Source organism: Streptomyces sp. ITFR-16 (genome assembly GCF_031844705.1).
Taxonomy (GTDB): domain Bacteria; phylum Actinomycetota; class Actinomycetes; order Streptomycetales; family Streptomycetaceae; genus Streptomyces.
In genome coordinates this window covers 900,350-916,660 of sequence record NZ_CP134609.1, presented here as the reverse complement: position 1 = coordinate 916,660, position 16,311 = coordinate 900,350, and the positions used below count along the sequence as shown (strand labels likewise).

Sequence of the window (16,311 nt, the reverse complement as noted above, 5' to 3'; positions counted from 1 at the left end):
AGTGCTAACCCGTTCGCTCAAATTAGTGACCTGCGGACGAGGAAAAAATCTCTTACGGAGAATCTTGACCGGCAGGATTGTGCTGAAAGTTTCCCGCAAGTAACGTCACGGCCTGTCACAGAACGTGTGTGGCTGAACAGGGCACGGCCCCCACGCAACACGGTTCATCCCGCACTTCCTGCCTCGGTGCAGGATTCCCGGTGCGTCCCCGCAACAGTGCATCCGCATTGTCGAATCGGAGGAACTACTGTGCGCAACTCCCTCAGAAGGCTCGCAGTCGCGACCGGCGCCACCGCCGCCGCCGTCGTTCTCGCCGCCCCCGCCGCAACGGCCGGGGCGACGGCTGTCTGGACCGTCGGTCCCAGCTCGCCCGAGACCTTCTCGGCCAGCACCACCAGCGCGGTGCTCACCCTCAACAGCATCCCGATGACCTGTTCGGGGTCCGCCGCCAGCGGTGTGCTGACCTCGGCCAGCGGCACCACGAACGTCCAGGTGGGCACGATCGCCCCGCTGACGTTCAGCGGCTGCACCAGCCCGTTCGGCACGGTGACGCCGACCACCAACACCTCGCCGGCGTGGCGTCTGGTGGCCAACACCTACAGCGGTGGGGTCACCAGCGGCTACATCGACGGTGTCCAGGCCACCATCAAGGTGCTCACCTGCACCTTCACGGTGACGGGCAAGGTCGCGGCGACCTACACCAACTCCACCGGCAAGCTGGCGGTCTCCAACAACGCCACCTACAAGCTGTCCGTCGCGACGGTCAGCGCCAGCGGCTGCAGCGGCATCGCCAAGGTCGGTGACGTCCCGACGTTCACCGCCTCCTACTCGGCGGTCACCCCGGCCGGCGGCACCACCAAGCCGACCATCGTCTACAGCTGATCCGGCCACTGCGTGATCCGGCCGGAACGGGCTCGCACGGCGGGGGTTTCCCGCCGTGCGAGCCGCCGTCCGGTCCGTCCGAAGGGAGACATCGTCAGTGATGCGCATCCTCACGCCGGGGGTCCGGCGCCGAACCACGGCGCGTGGCGCGGTCGTGGCCACCGCGGTGCTTCTGGGCGGGATGCTGTCCGGCGCCCAGGCGACGGCCGGGGATCACGAGATCGATGCCGACCTCGTCTACACGTGCGCCTTCGCATCGGGCGAGCAGCAGGTCCAGGTGGGTGTCACCGCGACGGTCCCCGACTCCGCCAAGGCCGGTGAGACGATCACGCCCACCGATGTCGTGACGGAGGTGACCCTTCCGGAGGCACTGGTCAAGGACCTGGCCGGGGCGGGCGCGGACACGCTGAGCGCCGAGACCCGGCTCACCATCCGGGTCGGGCAGCAGGATCACCGCGCGGAGACCGAGTGGATCGGCACCACCGGCAGCCCGGTGCCGCTACCCGCCTCGGGCCCGCTGACCCTGAGATCGACCGGCGAGGTCCCCTTCGTCAAGCCTCTGGCGGCCGGTGACCTCGCGTTCGAGGCCGTCGGGCTCGCCGGTGCCCTCACGCCCGGAAAGACCGACGGGACCGCCGTCGAACCGGCCACCACGGCACTCGCCTGCACCCCCGGAGCCGACCGGCCCACCGCGCTGGGAAAGGTGCTGATCACGGGTGAGGAGCCCGAGGCCACGCCGGAGCCCACCTGGCCCGGTGACGACGAGAGCGGCCGGGCCAAACCGAAGGACCCCGCCGCGCCCAAGGTCGGCGCGCGCAAGGAGCGCTCGGCCTCCGCCTCGGCACCGCCCTGTGTGGGTGACCCGGACGACGGGCTGAACATGGTGGCCTACGTGACCGGCTACGCCGACGTGACGAAGCTCAGGAGCGCGACCAAGTTCCCCCTGGCCTGTGCGCAGATCACCCAGGGGGAGACCCGTCCCGACTTCTCCGAGCCCGGATTCCTCCACATCTACCAGGACTCCGCGGTCGTGCTGGACTACCACGGCAGACCCGAGCTGCCACCCGCCTCGGGAACCTTCCTGACCTTCGGCTTCGTACCGACCACGGCGGTCATGGAGATGACCCAGATACCGCCGAAGATCGGCGCCGACGGCATCCCCGTCCCCAACATCAAGTCCGACATCGCGATCGACCTCTCGGACAGTTCCAGCAAGAACATCACGGTCATCACGATGGACTTCATGCTGCGGCTGCGCGATGTCGAGGTCAACGGCGTACCGATGGACGTCGGGGACTCGTGCCGCACGAGCAAGCCGTTCCAGCTCGCGCTGGAGGGGCGGATGACCCGGACGCCGGACGGCGTCGTCGACGGATACACCCTGGTCGGCGGCGGTGTGCTGACCGGCTCGGTCACCATCCCGCCGTTCAGCGGGTGCGGCACCGCAGGTGAGGACCTCGACAGCCTGTTCACGGCGTCCATCTCCGGGGAGTCCGGCCGCGTCAAGCAGACCCAGGGGGCACCGTGCGCGACCGTGAGCGCCGACCCCCTGTACTGCACCCCTGACGGGCAGCCGGTCTCCGTACCCGTCGCGGAGCGCTGAACCGGCTCGCCCCGCGCCACACCAGGCCACCCATCGCACCGAGCCCGGCATTCCACTGATGCGCGAAACGAATCGAGGGAACAATGAGACCTGTCCCGAAGAGCCGGCTGACCGGCCTTCTCGCGGCCGCGGCCACCGCAGCACTGGTCGTACCGGTGGTCGCCTCGCCCGCGGGTGCGGCAGCGGCGGCCCCTCAGCTCAACGGCAACTGGGCGCCGTTCAACCGGTGTCCGGTGGACGCCCCCGCCATGCTGGCCACGGACGGCGACGCCGAGATCGCGCTGTGCGTGACCTCGACCTCCCCCAGCGGCACGATCAAGCTCGGCAACACCACGGCGACGACCGGGGCGACCAATCTCCAGTTCGGTGTCGTCCAGCACCCGGCCGAGGGCACGTACAGCGTCGTACCGCCGGCCGCCGGCTCCGTCATCAGTGACCGGACCACCATCCCCGGCGGGCTGCTCGGGCTGATGTGCCCGAGCAACATCCCGTTCGTGACGAACATCTGCAACCAGATCACCAACGGCACACTGAACAAGGTCACGGCCACGGTCGAGTCGGCGGGTGCGCCGAGCGACTTCGACCTGGTGGCGGGCCTCAGCTCCGGGCCGATCGTCTCCCTGCCGATCAGGATCCACCTGGAGAACCCGTTCCTCGGATCGGGCTGCTACCTCGGCTCGTCCTCCAACCCGATCCTGCTGCACCCGGGCAACCTGAGCCAGCCGGAGCTCGGTGTGACGCTGTTCGACCCCAACGGGGCGACGAACCCGGAGGGTTCGCTGATCCAGTTCGCGCTGACCGGTGCCTCCCAGGGTGACAGCACCTTCTCCGTACCCAAGTCCACCGGCTGTGGGCTGGCGGGCATCCTCAACGGTGTGCTCGACCTCAAGACCGGGCTGCCCGCGGGGTCGGGGAAGAACAACCTGGTGCTGAACAACGCCTCGACGTACACCGCCGGTCTGACCGCGCCGGGGGCCGTCGTCCCCAACGCCGGAAAGGTCCTCTCCGACAACTGGCATTCCGCGGTGAAGTAACCGGCCCCTCCGGAACGGCAGAGCGTATTTGTCACTCCGTGCGTGCTCCCTGCCGTCCCGCGTTCGCGCCCGCCCCGGTCAGGTCATCCCTGACCGGGGCGGGCCGCGTCATGTCCGGGGGTGATGAAATGCTTCCGCGCCGCAGCGGCCGGCCGCCTCGAAACGGCTCACATCCGGATAGTTTCCGGTATCTCTTTACTCACTGCGGGACAAGAATTTCGCGACCGGGGACAACGGCCGAGAAATCTTGCGAACCAGTATTGCGAACTCAGGTTACCGGGCCGTAGCGTCCGCACTGGGGGGCGACGGACATCGTGTCCCACAGGCATGAGGGCCCGGTCACCGCACCTCCGACCGGGATTCCTTCCATCGGAATGACCCCGAACCCGCACCCTGGCGAGGGGAGTCGTACCACCGGTCCGCACGCCGGCGTCGCTTGCGCAGATTCCGACAAGCCCGCCCGAGGGGTTTGTCACTCAGTGACAAGAGATCCGACACGAGCCATCGATTCGTCGATTTCCGCTGTTCAACGGCTTGTCCTGGCGGTTTCGGCGGACATAACGTGCGCCTCCTGGTGCATGTGTGACGAGCCGCCATTGGATTTCTCAGAGCCGGAGTACTGACTGATGTCTTCGTTCACCGACACGACGAGGGAGGGCCGATGGGAATCGAAGTAGTCGTGGAAGGCCTGACGAAATCCTTCGGAAAGCAGAACATCTGGCAGGACGTCAGCCTCACCCTGCCCGCCGGCGAGGTGAGCGTCATGCTCGGTCCCTCCGGAACGGGGAAGACCGTCTTCCTGAAATCCATCATCGGCCTGCTGAAGCCTGAACGCGGCCGCGTTCTCGTCAATGGTGTCGACATGGTGAACGGTTCCGAAAGGGACATCATGGAGGCGCGCAAACTCTTCGGCCTCATGTTCCAGGACGGCGCGCTCTTCGGCTCGATGTCGCTTTTCGACAACATCGCCTTCCCGCTCCGCGAGCACACCCGCAAGAAGGAATCCGAGATCCGCCGCATCGTCATGGAGCGGATCGACGTCGTGGGTCTGCTCGGCGCCGAGGACAAGCTGCCCGGCGAGATATCCGGCGGTATGCGCAAGCGCGCCGGACTCGCCCGGGCGCTCGTGCTGGACCCGCAGATCATCCTCTGCGACGAGCCCGACTCCGGGCTCGACCCGGTCCGCACCGCCTACATCTCCCAACTGCTCGTCGACCTGAACGCCCAGATCGACGCGACGATGCTCATCGTCACCCACAACCTCGACATCGCCTCCACCGTCCCGGACAACATGGGGATGCTCTTCTGCCGCAACCTCGTCACCTTCGGCCCGCGCGAGGTGCTGCTGACCAGCGATCTGCCCGTCGTCAACCAGTTCCTCGCCGGCCGCTGCGAGGGGCCCATCGGGATGTCCGAGGAGAAGGACGCGGCCACCCTCGCCGCCGAGGAGATGAACGGCTACGGCCGCGGCATCAGCTCGGCCAACGCCCCGCGCACCGTCGTCCCCCAGCTGGAGCCCTCGCCGGGCCTGCCGGTGCGTCAGGGCGCGCTGCGCCGCCGGGAGCGGGTCATGTCGATGATGGGGCAGCTGCCGGAGGCGGCCCGTACCGCCATCCTGAACAGCTACAGCCCGGCCGTGGGCGGTGGGCGCCCATGACGGCCCCGCTGCCCGTGCGGCCGCCTCAGCAGCCGGTGGACCGCGTCCCGCAGGACGAGGCCCCCCAGGAGCGGCGCCCCAGCAGGCTGACGGCCCCGCTGCGCGAGACCGGGCGGCTGTTCGCGCTGGCCGGGACCGTGTGCCGGGAGACCTTCCGCCGGCCCTTCCAGGTGCGCGAGCTGATCGAGCAGTTCTGGTTCGTCGCCAGCGTCACCATCCTGCCCGCCGCCCTCGTCTCCATCCCGTTCGGCGCTGTCATCGCCCTCCAGGTCGGCTCGCTCACCCAGCAGCTCGGCGCCCAGTCGTTCACCGGCGGCGCCAGCGTCCTCGCCGTCATCCAGCAGGCCAGCCCGATCATCGTGGCGCTGCTGGTCTCCGGGGCGGCCGGCTCCGCCATCTGCGCCGACCTCGGCTCGCGCAAGATCCGCGAGGAACTCGACGCGATGGAGGTCATGGGCGTCTCGCCCGTACAGCGCCTCGTCGTCCCCCGGGTGCTGGCCACCATGCTGGTGGCCGTCCTGCTGAACGGCCTGGTGTCCGTCGTCGGCACGCTCGGCGGCTACTTCTTCAACGTGATCCTCCAGGACGGCACCCCGGGCGCCTACCTCTCCAGCTTCTCCGCGCTGGCCCAGCTGCCCGACCTCTACGTCAGCGAGATCAAGGCCCTGATCTTCGGCTTCATCGCCGGCATCGTCGCCGCCTACCGGGGCCTCAACCCGCGCGGCGGACCGAAGGGTGTGGGGGACGCGGTCAACCAGTCCGTCGTCATCACCTTCATGCTGCTGTTCTTCGTGAACATGGTCCTCACGGCGATCTACCTCCAGATCGTCCCCGCGAAGGGGAGCTGACCGATGTCCATGCTCGGCTGGCTCGACCGGTCCGGAGACCAACTCACCTTTTACGTAAGGGCCCTGGTCTGGATTCCGCGCACGCTGCGCCGCTACCTCAAGGAGGTGCAGCGCCTGCTCGCCGAGGTCGCCTTCGGCAGCGGCGGCCTCGGGGTCGTCGGCGGCACCATCGGCGTCATGATCGCGATGACCCTCGCCACCGGCACGGTGGTGGGCCTCCAGGGGTACGCGGCCCTCAACCAGATCGGCACCGCGGCCTTCACCGGCTTCATCTCCGCGTACTTCAACACCCGGGAGATCGCCCCGCTCGTCGCGGGCCTCGCCCTCTCCGCGACCGTAGGGGCCGGCTTCACCGCGCAGCTCGGCGCCATGCGCATCAACGAGGAGATCGACGGCCTGGAGTCCATGGGGGTGCGCTCCATGCCCTACCTCGTCACCACCCGGATCATCGCCGGGGTGGTCGCCATCATCCCGCTGTACGCGATCGGGCTGCTCTCCTCGTACGTCGCCTCGCGTTACGTCACCGTCCTGTTCAACGGCCAGTCGGCGGGCACGTACGACCACTACTTCAATCTGTTCCTCTCCCCGCAGGACGTCCTGCTGTCGGTGCTCAAGGTGCTGATCTTCAGCGTGATGGTGATCCTCGCGCACTGCTACTACGGCTACCACGCCACCGGCGGACCCGCCGGGGTGGGGGTGGCCGTGGGCCGCTCGGTGCGCAACGCGATCGTGCTGATCAGCGTCACCGACTTCTTCCTCTCGCTCGCCATCTGGGGCGCCACGACGACTGTGAAGGTGGCCGGCTGATGAGATCCCGGACCACGAGGACCACCGGCCGCAGACTCGCCGGGATCGCTTTCTTCCTCGTCCCCGCCGTACTCGTCTGGGTCTCGGTCTCGGTGTACGAGAAGGACTTCACCGACGATGCCACGGTGACCGTACGCACCTCCCGCGTCGGCAACGAGATGCACGGCAACGCCGATGTGAAGCTGCGCGGCGTCGTCATCGGCCAGGTGCGCGACATCGCGGCCGACGGCGACGGCGCCCGGCTCACCCTGGCGATCCAGCCCGACAAGCTCGACCGCATCCCGGCCGACGTCACCGCCCAGATGCTGCCCACCACGCTCTTCGGGGAGCGCTTCGTGGCGCTCGTCCCGCCCGCCGTGCCCTCCGCGCGGACCCTGCGGGCCGGGGCCGTCATCCCGCAGGACCGCTCCAGCAACGCCATCGAGCTGGAACAGGTCCTCGACAACGTCCTGCCGCTGCTGACCGCGGTCAAGCCGGAGAAGCTCTCCGCCACCCTCAACGCGGTCTCCCAGGCCCTCCGGGGCCGCGGCGAGAAGCTGGGCGACACCCTCGTGAAACTCGACGCGCACCTCCAGAAGTTCAACCCGCAACTCCCCATGCTCAACGCGGACATCAAGGAGCTCGTCAAGGTGAGCCGGGTCTACGCGGACGCCGCCCCCGACGTCCTGGACGCACTCACCGACTTCACCACCACCAGCGGCACCCTCGCCGACCAGCAGGCCGAACTGGCCGACCTGTACGGCTCCACCACCGCCTCCGCCCGCGACCTCACCGTGTTCCTGCAGAAGAACAAGGACAACCTCATCCGGCTCGCGACGTCGGGCCGGCCGACGCTGGAGACCCTCGCGAAGTACTCCTCGGAATTCCCCTGCACCCTGCGCACCGTCGCCGGGTTCGTACCCGCCATGGACAAGGCGCTCGGCAAGGGCACCGGCGAGCCGGGCCTGCACGTCACGCTCAAGACCGTCCCCTCCAGGGGGAAGTACGTGGCGGGCCGGGACACCCCGGTCTACGACGCGACCGGCGGACCGCATTGCTACTCCGTCCCCTACGTCGGCCAGGCCCTGCCGACCGCCGACGCCAGGACGGCCCCGGACCGCGCCACCCCGGCGGCACCGGAGACGGCCGCCCCGAAGGAGGTACCGGCGGCGGACGCCTCGCTCGGCATGCCCAACTCCCCGCAGGAGAGCCGGCTCGTCAACGAACTGGTCGCTCCCTCACTGAAGGTCCGGCCGCAGGCCCTGCCCGAGTGGAGCAGCGTGCTCATCGGGCCGGCCTTCCGCGGTGTGGAGGTGAAGCTTAAGTGAAGCGCCGCTCCCTCGCGGGACCGCTCGCGAAATCGGTCGTCTTCATCCTGGTGACGACCCTGGCCACCACGGTGCTGGCCCTGTCCATCGCCAACACCGGTGTCGGCGACACCCGTTCGTACCGTGCCCGGTTCACCGACGCCACCGGCCTCGTCGTCGGCGACAGCGTCCGGATCGCCGGGGTCAAGGTCGGCCAGGTCGAGTCCATCGAGGTGGCGGACCGGAGGCTCGCCGAAGTCGGCTTCACCGTCCGCAAGGGCCAGAAGCTGCCGGCGTCGGTGACCGCCTCGATCAAGTACCTCAACATGGTCGGCCAGCGCTACATCGACCTCGACCAGGGCGCGGGCCCGGTCGGCAGGAGCTTCGCCGAGGGCGCCACCATCCCGCTCTCGCGCACCACCCCGGCGCTCGACCTCACCCAGCTCTTCAACGGCTTCCAGCCGCTCTTCGAAGGGCTCTCCCCGCCCGACGTCAACGAACTGGCCGGCTCCATCGTCCAGGTCCTCCAGGGCGAGGGCGGCACCGTCGACAGCATCCTCCAGCACGTCGGCTCGCTGACCGGGACCGTCGCCGCCAAGGACCGGGTGATCGGTGAGGTGATCAAGAACCTCAACACGGTCCTGAAGACCGTCAACGACCGGGAGGCCGGGTTCAACGACCTCGTCGACACCCTCCAGCAGCTCGTCACCGGCTTCGCGGGCGACCGCAAGCCGCTCGGCGAGGCCGTCACCGCGATGGGCGCGCTCACCACGGTCACGGCGGACCTCTTCAAGGACGGGCGCAAACCGCTCAAGGACGACATCAAGCAGCTCGGCCGCCTCTCCGGCCAACTGGCCGACAACTCACCGAAGATCGAGAACTTCCTGACGAAGACCCCGGCCAAGATGGAGGCGATCAGCCGCCTCGCCTCGTACGGCTCCTGGCTCAACCTCTATCTCTGCGAGGCCAGGGTCAGCGGTGTGACGACGAGCGACGGCAGCACCCCGCCGACCGGCATCGAGATCACCCAGCCGAGGTGTCTGTCATGAGAATCAAGCCCTTACGCGACCGCAATCCCGTCGCCGTCAGCATCGTCGGCCTCCTCGTCCTCGCCCTCATCGGATACGGCGCCTACCGCGCCGACTCGCTGCCCTTCATCGGTGGCGGCACCACCTACAGCGCCGACTTCACCGAGTCCGCCGGACTCGGCGACGGCGACGAGGTGCGGATCGCCGGGGTGAAGGTCGGCAAGGTCACCGGCGTCTCCCTCGACGGGGCCAAGGTGAAGGTCACCTTCAAGGTCAAGGACGCCTGGATCGGCAACGCCAGCACCGTCGGCATCGCCATCAAGACGCTCCTCGGCGAGAAGTACCTCGCCGTGGACCCGCTCGGCGACGCGCCGCAGGACCCGGACGAGCGCATCACCGCAGGCCGCACCACCTCCCCGTACGACGTCACCCAGGCGTTCAACGGACTGGGCGAGACCATCGGGGAGATCGACACCGAACAGCTCGCCAAGAGCTTCGAGACGATCTCCGCCACCTTCAAGGACTCCCCGCCGGACGTGAAGAGCGCCGCCAAGGGGCTCTCCGCGCTCTCCCGGACCGTCTCCGAGCGGGACGCCCAGCTGGCGACGCTCCTCAAGGGCAGCAAGCGGCTCACCAAGACCCTCGCCCACAAGAAGAGCGGTTTCGAGACCCTGCTGAAGGACGGCAACCTGCTCCTCGGCGAGATCCAGGCGCGCCGCGACTCCATCCATCTGCTGCTCACCGGCACCCGGGACCTGGGCACCCAGCTCACCGGGCTCGTCGCCGACAACAACAAGCAGCTGAAGCCCACCCTCAAGGCACTGGGCCGGGTCACCGCGGTGCTCAACAAGAACCGCAAGAGCCTCGACAAGGTGCTCTCGCTGGCCGGCTCGTACAACAGGCTGGTCGGCAACACCCTCGGCAACGGCCGCTGGTTCGACAACTACGTGTGCGGCGTCGTCCCGAAGAACTACCTGCCGGCCGGCACACCCCCCGCGACCGGATGCATGCCTCCCCGGCAGGAAGGCGGGCGCTGAGATGAGACTCACCCGCGTCATCGGCATCGGTGCCGGCCTCGTCGTCGTGGCCGTCGCGGCCACCTCCGGTGTGATGGCCATGGAGGAGGAGGGCACCACCACCGTCACCGCCTACTTCGACCAGGCCACCGGCGTCTACGCCGGATCCGACCTGCGGATCCTCGGAGTGAGGGTCGGCCGGGTCGAGTCGGTGAAGCCGCGCGGCAAGGACGTGAAGGTCGTGCTCCGCGTCGACAAGGGCGTCCGGGTCCCGAAGGACGCGCACGCCGTGGTCGTCGCCCCCAGCCTCGTGGCCGACCGGTACGTCCAGCTCGCCCCCGCCTACACCGGGGGAGCGGTGCTCGCGGACGGGGCCGAACTGCCCGCCGCGGACAACGCCACCCCGGTGGAGGTGGACCAGCTGTACGCGTCCATCACCGAACTCTCCACCGCGCTCGGCCCGGACGGGGCGAACGCCCAGGGCGCCTTCGCCGGGCTCCTGGACACCGGCGCGAAGAACCTCAAGGGCAACGGCAAGGACATCGGTGACTCCATCGAGCAGTTCGGCAAGGCGACGAAGACCCTCGACAAGAGCAGCGGCAACCTCTTCGACACGCTGGCCTACCTGCAGACCTTCACCAGCATGCTGAAGGACAACGACGGCAATGTCCGCGCCGCCGAGGACCAGCTGAACTCCGTGACCGGCTTCCTGGCGGACGACAAGAGGAACCTCGGGGCCGCGCTCAAGGAACTCGGCACCGCACTCGGCCAGGTCAAGACCTTCATCAAGGACAACCGGGGCGCTCTGAAGGACAACGTGGACGCCCTGGTGCCGATCACCCAGACCCTCGTCGACCAGCGCGCCTCGCTGGCCGAGTCGCTCGACGTCCTGCCGCTCTCGGCGGGCAACGTGCTGAACGCGTACGACCCGGCGCACCGCACCCTCAACGGCCGCACCGACCTCAACGAGCTCAGCATGGGCGGCCCGCTCACCGAGGCGGCGCCCGGCCTCGAAGGGCTCTCCCCGGTGGACGCGGAGCGGCAGCGCTCCCTGCCCGGACTGCCGCTGCCGGCCGTCGGCACCGTCTACGGCACGCCGAAAGACACCCCGGCGAAGAAGAGCAGCGCGAAGGGCAGCGCGAAGAGCAGCGACGAGAAGGGGGCGAACCGATGAACCGGACCCCGCGCCGCCCCGGCGCCCTCGCCACCACGAGCGCACCCGCACTGATCGCCCTCGGCCTGTGCGGCACCCTGTTCCTCACCGGCTGCGGCGCCCCGCACTTCTCCGGCATCGAACAGGTGCCGCTGCCCGGCGGGGCGGACCTCGGCGACCACCCGTACGAGATCACGGCGGACTTCGGGGACGTGCTCAGCCTCGCCCCGCAGTCCTCGGTGAAGGTCAACGACGTCGCCGTCGGGCGCGTCACCAGGATCTCCCTCACCCCGGGCAGCTGGCAGGCTCGCGTCACCATGAAGGTCAACGGGAAGATCGACCTGCCCGCCAACGCCTACGCCCACCTGGAACAGTCCAGCCTGCTCGGCGAGAAGTACATCCAGCTCTCGCCCCCCGCCAAGGGCACCGCGCGCGGCACCCTCGCCGACGGCGACCGGATCCCGCTCACCCGGACCAACCGCAACCCCGAGGTCGAGGAGGTCTTCGGCGCCCTGTCGATGCTCCTCAACGGCGGCGGCATCAACCAGCTGAAGACCATCACCACCGAACTCAACAAGGCACTGGCCGGGCAGGAACCCCAGGTCAAGTCGATGCTCCACCGGGTCGACACCCTCATCACCAACCTCGACGACCACCGGGGCGACATCACATCGGCGCTCGACGGCGTCAACCGCCTCTCCACCACCCTCGCCACCCGCAAACAGGACGTCGGAACGGTTCTCACCGGGCTCAGCCCCGGGATGAAGGTCCTGGAGAAACAGCGCGGCTCGCTGATGACCATGCTCCGCTCCCTGGACACGCTCTCCACCGTCGCCGTCGACACCATCGACCGGAGCAAGGCCGACATGATCGCCGACCTCAAGGCCATCGCCCCCACCCTGCGGGCGCTGGCCGACTCCGGCGACGATCTGCCGGACTCCCTCCAAGTGCTGCTCACCTACCCGTTCACGGACGAGGTGCTGCGCGGTGTGAAGGGCGACTACCTCAACGTGTACCTGGACATGACGGCCGCGCCCGGCACCCAGATCATTCCCGCCTACGACCCGGACGCCGCGACCCCGGGAGGGACCGACGCGCTCGCCGGCGCCGGACTGCCGCTGCCGCTTCCCCCGGCCACCACGCCCCGCACGAACCCGGCCACCGAGGGGGGCAAGCGATGATCACCCTCGCCGTCCGGCTGAAGAACATCGCCTTCCTGATCATCGCCGTCCTGGTTCTCGGCTATCTGGGCGTGCGCTACGCGGACCTCGGCCACTACGTCGGGATGCGCGACTACTACACCGTGAAGATGCAACTGCCGCGCACCGGAGGCCTGTTCACCCACTCCAACGTGACCTACCGGGGAGTCTCCGTGGGCCGGGTCGGCCCCATCGAACTCACCGACGACGGAGTGGAGGCCGAGCTGCGGATCGACAAGTCCGCGCCGCCCATCCCCGACGACCTGAAGGCCGTCGTCGCCAGCCTCTCCGCCGTCGGTGAGCAGTACGTCGATCTGCGCCCGGCCCGCACCGACGGCCCCTACCTCGCCAACGGCTCGGTCATCGACCAGGCCGAGACCACCGTCCCCGCCCCGGTGACGGACGTCCTCACCAGCGTCGACGACCTCGCCTCCTCCGTCGACCTGGAGTCGCTGCGCACCGTCGTCGATGAGTTCGGCACCGCGTTCAGCGGGCGCGGGGACGACCTCCAGGTCCTTCTGGACACCGGCAGCGACTTCGTCGACGCCGCCGACGAGGCACTGCCCGTCAACACCCGGCTGATGGCGGACGGCGAGACCGTGCTGCGGACCCAGGCCGAACAGGGCGAGGCGCTCAAGGGGTTCGCCTCCGGCGCCAAGGAACTGGCGGCCCAGCTCAAGGGTTCCGACACCGACCTGCGCAAGCTCATCGCCGCCGCGCCCGACGCGACCGGGCAGATCAGTGGGCTGCTGCGGGACCTCGACCCGAGCTTCGGGGTCGTCGTCGCCAACCTCCTCACCACCTCGGACGTCGCCGTCACCCGGCAGCGCGGACTGGAGGAACTCCTCGTGAAACTCCCGGCCGTCGCGGCGGCGGGCGCCAGCGCCGTCGACGAGGACGGGGCCCGGTTCGGTATGTCGGTCACCTTCTTCGAGCCGCTGCCCTGCACCTCGGGCTACAGCGGGACGGCCTACCGCAACGGGCTCGACCTCGGTCCCGCTCCCGCCCTCAACACCAAGGCCCGCTGCGCCTCGTCGCCGGGTACCGGGATCAACGTCCGGGGCAGCGCGAACGCCCCGAAGGGCGGGCCGCTGCCCGCACCGGCCAAGCCGGGCACCCTGCCCCTCGGCGTCGACGACACGGCGGACCGGCTGCCCGGAGTGCTCGGTACCGGGACGGACCCCGTCCCCGCCGCCGGGGGCATGGCCGGACTGCTGGGCCTGGCCGGGGGGAGCGGCGCATGAGCCCCCGTACCCGCACCCTCGGCGGCTGGGCCGCCCTGTTCGCCGCCGTGCTCGTCTGCGCGTTGGGCGGCTGGTCGTACGCGCAGGCGCGCGGCGACGACGACCTGGCGTACGCCAAGAGCCGGGACGCCGCGCTGGCGGACGGCCGGCAGGACCTGGCGCGGCTCAACAGCCTGGACGGCAAGGACGCCGCGAGCGTCGACGCCGGGCTCGCCTCCTGGCTGGAGTCCTCCACCGGGCCGCTGCACGACCAGTTGCGGCGGACCCGGAAGAAGGACGCGGCCGATCTGAAGAAGTCCGGCACCACGGCGCGCGGCAAGGTCACCGACGCCGCGCTCACCGAGGTGGACGACCGGGCGGGGACCGCGCTGATGATCGCGACCGTCGACATCGAGGTCACCCCGCGCACCGGAAAGGCGGGCACCGAACGCAAACGCTTCGAGGCCACGCTCGCCCGTACGGCGGACGGCTGGAAGGTCAAGGCGCTCACGGCACTCGGCACAGGGAGCGGCACATGAAGCCGGGCGGCACGACGACGGACGCTGTCACCGAGGAGCCGGAGCTCGTCACGCAGGACACGGAGGTCGTCACCAAGGAGGCGGAGCTCGTCACGCAGGACACGGCCGGGGAGAACCGGTCCGGCCACGAGCCGGAGGATCCGCGAGCCGACACCGACGCGGGCCCCGGCCGGCGGTGGCCGAGGGTGGTGGCGGGGGTGCTCGTCGTCGTCCTGCTCGCCGCCGGGGGCGCGTTCCACGTCGCCGGCCGACAGCTCCGCGACACCCCCGCCACCTCCAACCGGGCGCTCACCGACAGCGCGGCGACCACCCAGGTCGCCGGGGACGTCACCAGCGCACTCGGCAAGGTGTTCTCGTACAGCCCCGGCGAGACCGCCGCCACCAAGGAGTCCGCGAAGCGGCTGCTGGCGGGCAGGGCGCTCCAGCAGTACGCGGCGCTCTTCGGCCAGGTCGAGAAGCAGTCCACCGAACAGAAACTGACCCTCACGACGCATGTCGTGCGCGCCGGAGTGACCCGGCTGACCCCCGACAGCGCCCATCTGCTCGTCTTCCTCGACCAGGTCTACGAGCGCAAGGGCAGGCCCGCGAGCACGGCGGCCGCCCAGCTGTCCGTCACGGCCCAACTGCGCGAGGGCCACTGGACGATCACCGACATCACCTCCAGATAGCGCACCCAGCACCCAGCACACACAGCACACACAGCACAGACCGGCCGGCAGGGAGAGGCAGCGATGGCACGGGTACGGATGACGAGGAATCCGCTGGTGGCGGCGGCGATCGTGCTGACGGTCGCGGCGGTCGGCGCCGCGGGCTGGGGCGGGGTCTCCCGGTACCAGGCGGCGCACGACGGCTCGGCGGCCTACGCGCAGACCCGCGACGACGTGCTGGCCGCCGGCGAGCAGGCCGTGCAGAACATGAACACGCTCGACCACGCGCGGCTCGGCCAGGGGCTCGACAGCTGGGAGGACTCCGCCACCGGGGACCTGCACCGGCAACTCGTCGACGGACGTGACGGGTTCGTGAAGCAGATCCAGGAGGCGAAGACGGTCAGCACGGCCAAGGTGCTGTCCGGTGCGGTCACCGAGCTCGACGACCGGGCCGGGAAGGCCGGGGTGATGGTGGCGCTGCGGGTGACCGTGACCGCACCCAAGGGCAAGCCCGCGGTGAAGGAGAGCCGGATGCTGGGGCAGCTCACCCGCACCTCCGAGGGGTGGAAGCTCAGCGCCCTCGGCCAGGCGCCCGTCGGCAACACCGCCGGCTGACGCGCCCGCTCCCACCCCGCCCCGAGAGGACCCCCGCCATGTCGACCACCCGTCACCTCGTCAACCGGCAGCGCCGCCTGGCCACCGTCGCCGCCGAACGCACCGCCGCACCCCCCGTCGTACGCAAGCCCGTCGGCCGCAAGCCCGCGGAACTCGAACCGGTCGACGAGGAGGTGTCCGGGGGCCCCGGTGAGCCCGGCCCGGAGCCGCAGCCCGAAGGGAAGAAGCCCCGACAGCCCCTCGGCACCCGGCTCCGGATCCGGCTGCCCGTCGTGCTGTGCGTCCTCACCGTGCTCCTGGGCGCCTTCGCCGCCTGGGCGTTCGCCTCGGCGGACAGCCTGCGCGACGAGCCGGCCCGGCGGAACAGCGCGCTCACCGACATCAGCCGCACCAGCGAGGTGAAGGGGCAGATCACCGAGGCGGTCGGCGCGGTCTTCTCGTACAACTACGCCTCGCCCGCGAAGGCGGACGCCGCGGTGAAGAGCTATCTGACCGGCAAGGCGGTCCGGCAGCACGCGGACATGCTCGCCGGGGTACGGGCGCAGGCGCCCCGGCAGAAGCTCGTCCTCACCACGACCGTCAGCGACAGCGGGGTGGAGATGCTCGACGGCGACCGGGCCCGGCTGCTGATCTTCGCCGACCAGAGCAACACCCGTACCGGCAAGTCCGACGAGACCACCTACGCCGCGGCCATGTTCGCGGTGGACGCCGTCCGCAAGGGCGGCACCTGGCGGATCTCCGCCATCGACACGTTCACCCGGTGACTCCGGAGAG

General features: G+C 69.7%; 16 protein-coding genes. All 16 read left to right on the top strand.

What is annotated here, in order from left to right; genetic code table 11:
• Positions 1–249 precede the first annotated feature (249 nt).
• A complete protein-coding gene (locus RLT58_RS04215; protein ID WP_311309025.1) occupies positions 250–882 on the top strand; it encodes a hypothetical protein in 633 nt (210 codons plus the stop codon).
• A 100-nt stretch (positions 883–982) separates the two neighbouring features.
• Complete coding sequence (locus RLT58_RS04210; RefSeq protein WP_311309024.1) at positions 983–2,485, top strand: DUF6801 domain-containing protein; 1,503 nt, start codon at positions 983–985, stop codon at positions 2,483–2,485.
• 83 nt (positions 2,486–2,568) lie between these two features.
• Positions 2,569–3,519, top strand: coding sequence for a hypothetical protein (locus RLT58_RS04205; protein ID WP_311309023.1), 951 nt, complete (start codon positions 2,569–2,571; stop codon positions 3,517–3,519).
• A gap of 661 nt (positions 3,520–4,180) precedes the next feature.
• Positions 4,181–5,176, top strand: a complete 996-nt coding sequence (locus RLT58_RS04200) for an ABC transporter ATP-binding protein (RefSeq protein ID WP_311309022.1) — start codon at positions 4,181–4,183, stop codon at positions 5,174–5,176.
• Entirely contained in the window at positions 5,173–6,024 is an 852-nt protein-coding gene (locus tag RLT58_RS04195) for an MlaE family ABC transporter permease (protein ID WP_311309021.1), read from the top strand. The genes RLT58_RS04200 and RLT58_RS04195 overlap by 4 nt, the downstream gene beginning before the upstream one ends.
• 3 nt (positions 6,025–6,027) lie before the next feature.
• Positions 6,028–6,831, top strand: a complete 804-nt coding sequence (locus tag RLT58_RS04190; RefSeq protein ID WP_311309020.1) for an MlaE family ABC transporter permease — start codon at positions 6,028–6,030, stop codon at positions 6,829–6,831.
• Complete coding sequence (locus RLT58_RS04185) at positions 6,831–8,138, top strand: MCE family protein (protein WP_311309019.1); 1,308 nt, start codon at positions 6,831–6,833, stop codon at positions 8,136–8,138. Before RLT58_RS04190 ends, RLT58_RS04185 begins: the two co-directional genes overlap by 1 nt.
• Positions 8,135–9,166: an MCE family protein gene (locus RLT58_RS04180; protein WP_311309018.1), complete on the top strand. Its 1,032-nt coding sequence runs from the start codon at positions 8,135–8,137 to the stop codon at positions 9,164–9,166. The genes RLT58_RS04185 and RLT58_RS04180 overlap by 4 nt, the downstream gene beginning before the upstream one ends.
• Positions 9,163–10,182 carry an MCE family protein gene (locus RLT58_RS04175; protein ID WP_311309017.1) on the top strand — a complete coding sequence of 340 codons (1,020 nt, stop codon included), beginning with the start codon at positions 9,163–9,165 and terminating at the stop codon, positions 10,180–10,182. Before RLT58_RS04180 ends, RLT58_RS04175 begins: the two co-directional genes overlap by 4 nt.
• A 1-nt stretch (position 10,183) precedes the next feature.
• Complete coding sequence (locus RLT58_RS04170; RefSeq protein ID WP_311309016.1) at positions 10,184–11,335, top strand: MCE family protein; 1,152 nt, start codon at positions 10,184–10,186, stop codon at positions 11,333–11,335.
• Complete coding sequence (locus tag RLT58_RS04165) at positions 11,332–12,495, top strand: MCE family protein (protein WP_311309015.1); 1,164 nt, start codon at positions 11,332–11,334, stop codon at positions 12,493–12,495. Before RLT58_RS04170 ends, RLT58_RS04165 begins: the two co-directional genes overlap by 4 nt.
• Positions 12,492–13,757, top strand: a complete 1,266-nt coding sequence (locus RLT58_RS04160) for an MCE family protein (protein ID WP_311309014.1) — start codon at positions 12,492–12,494, stop codon at positions 13,755–13,757. The genes RLT58_RS04165 and RLT58_RS04160 overlap by 4 nt, the downstream gene beginning before the upstream one ends.
• On the top strand, positions 13,754–14,275 hold the full coding sequence (locus RLT58_RS04155; protein WP_311309013.1) for an Rv1363c family protein: 522 nt from the start codon (positions 13,754–13,756) through the stop codon (positions 14,273–14,275). Before RLT58_RS04160 ends, RLT58_RS04155 begins: the two co-directional genes overlap by 4 nt.
• Positions 14,272–14,943: a hypothetical protein gene (locus RLT58_RS04150; RefSeq protein ID WP_311309012.1), complete on the top strand. Its 672-nt coding sequence runs from the start codon at positions 14,272–14,274 to the stop codon at positions 14,941–14,943. The genes RLT58_RS04155 and RLT58_RS04150 overlap by 4 nt, the downstream gene beginning before the upstream one ends.
• A 63-nt stretch (positions 14,944–15,006) precedes the next feature.
• Complete coding sequence (locus RLT58_RS04145) at positions 15,007–15,537, top strand: Rv1363c family protein (RefSeq protein WP_311309011.1); 531 nt, start codon at positions 15,007–15,009, stop codon at positions 15,535–15,537.
• A gap of 38 nt (positions 15,538–15,575) precedes the next feature.
• Positions 15,576–16,301: a hypothetical protein gene (locus tag RLT58_RS04140; RefSeq protein WP_311309010.1), complete on the top strand. Its 726-nt coding sequence runs from the start codon at positions 15,576–15,578 to the stop codon at positions 16,299–16,301.
• Positions 16,302–16,311 lie beyond the last annotated feature (10 nt).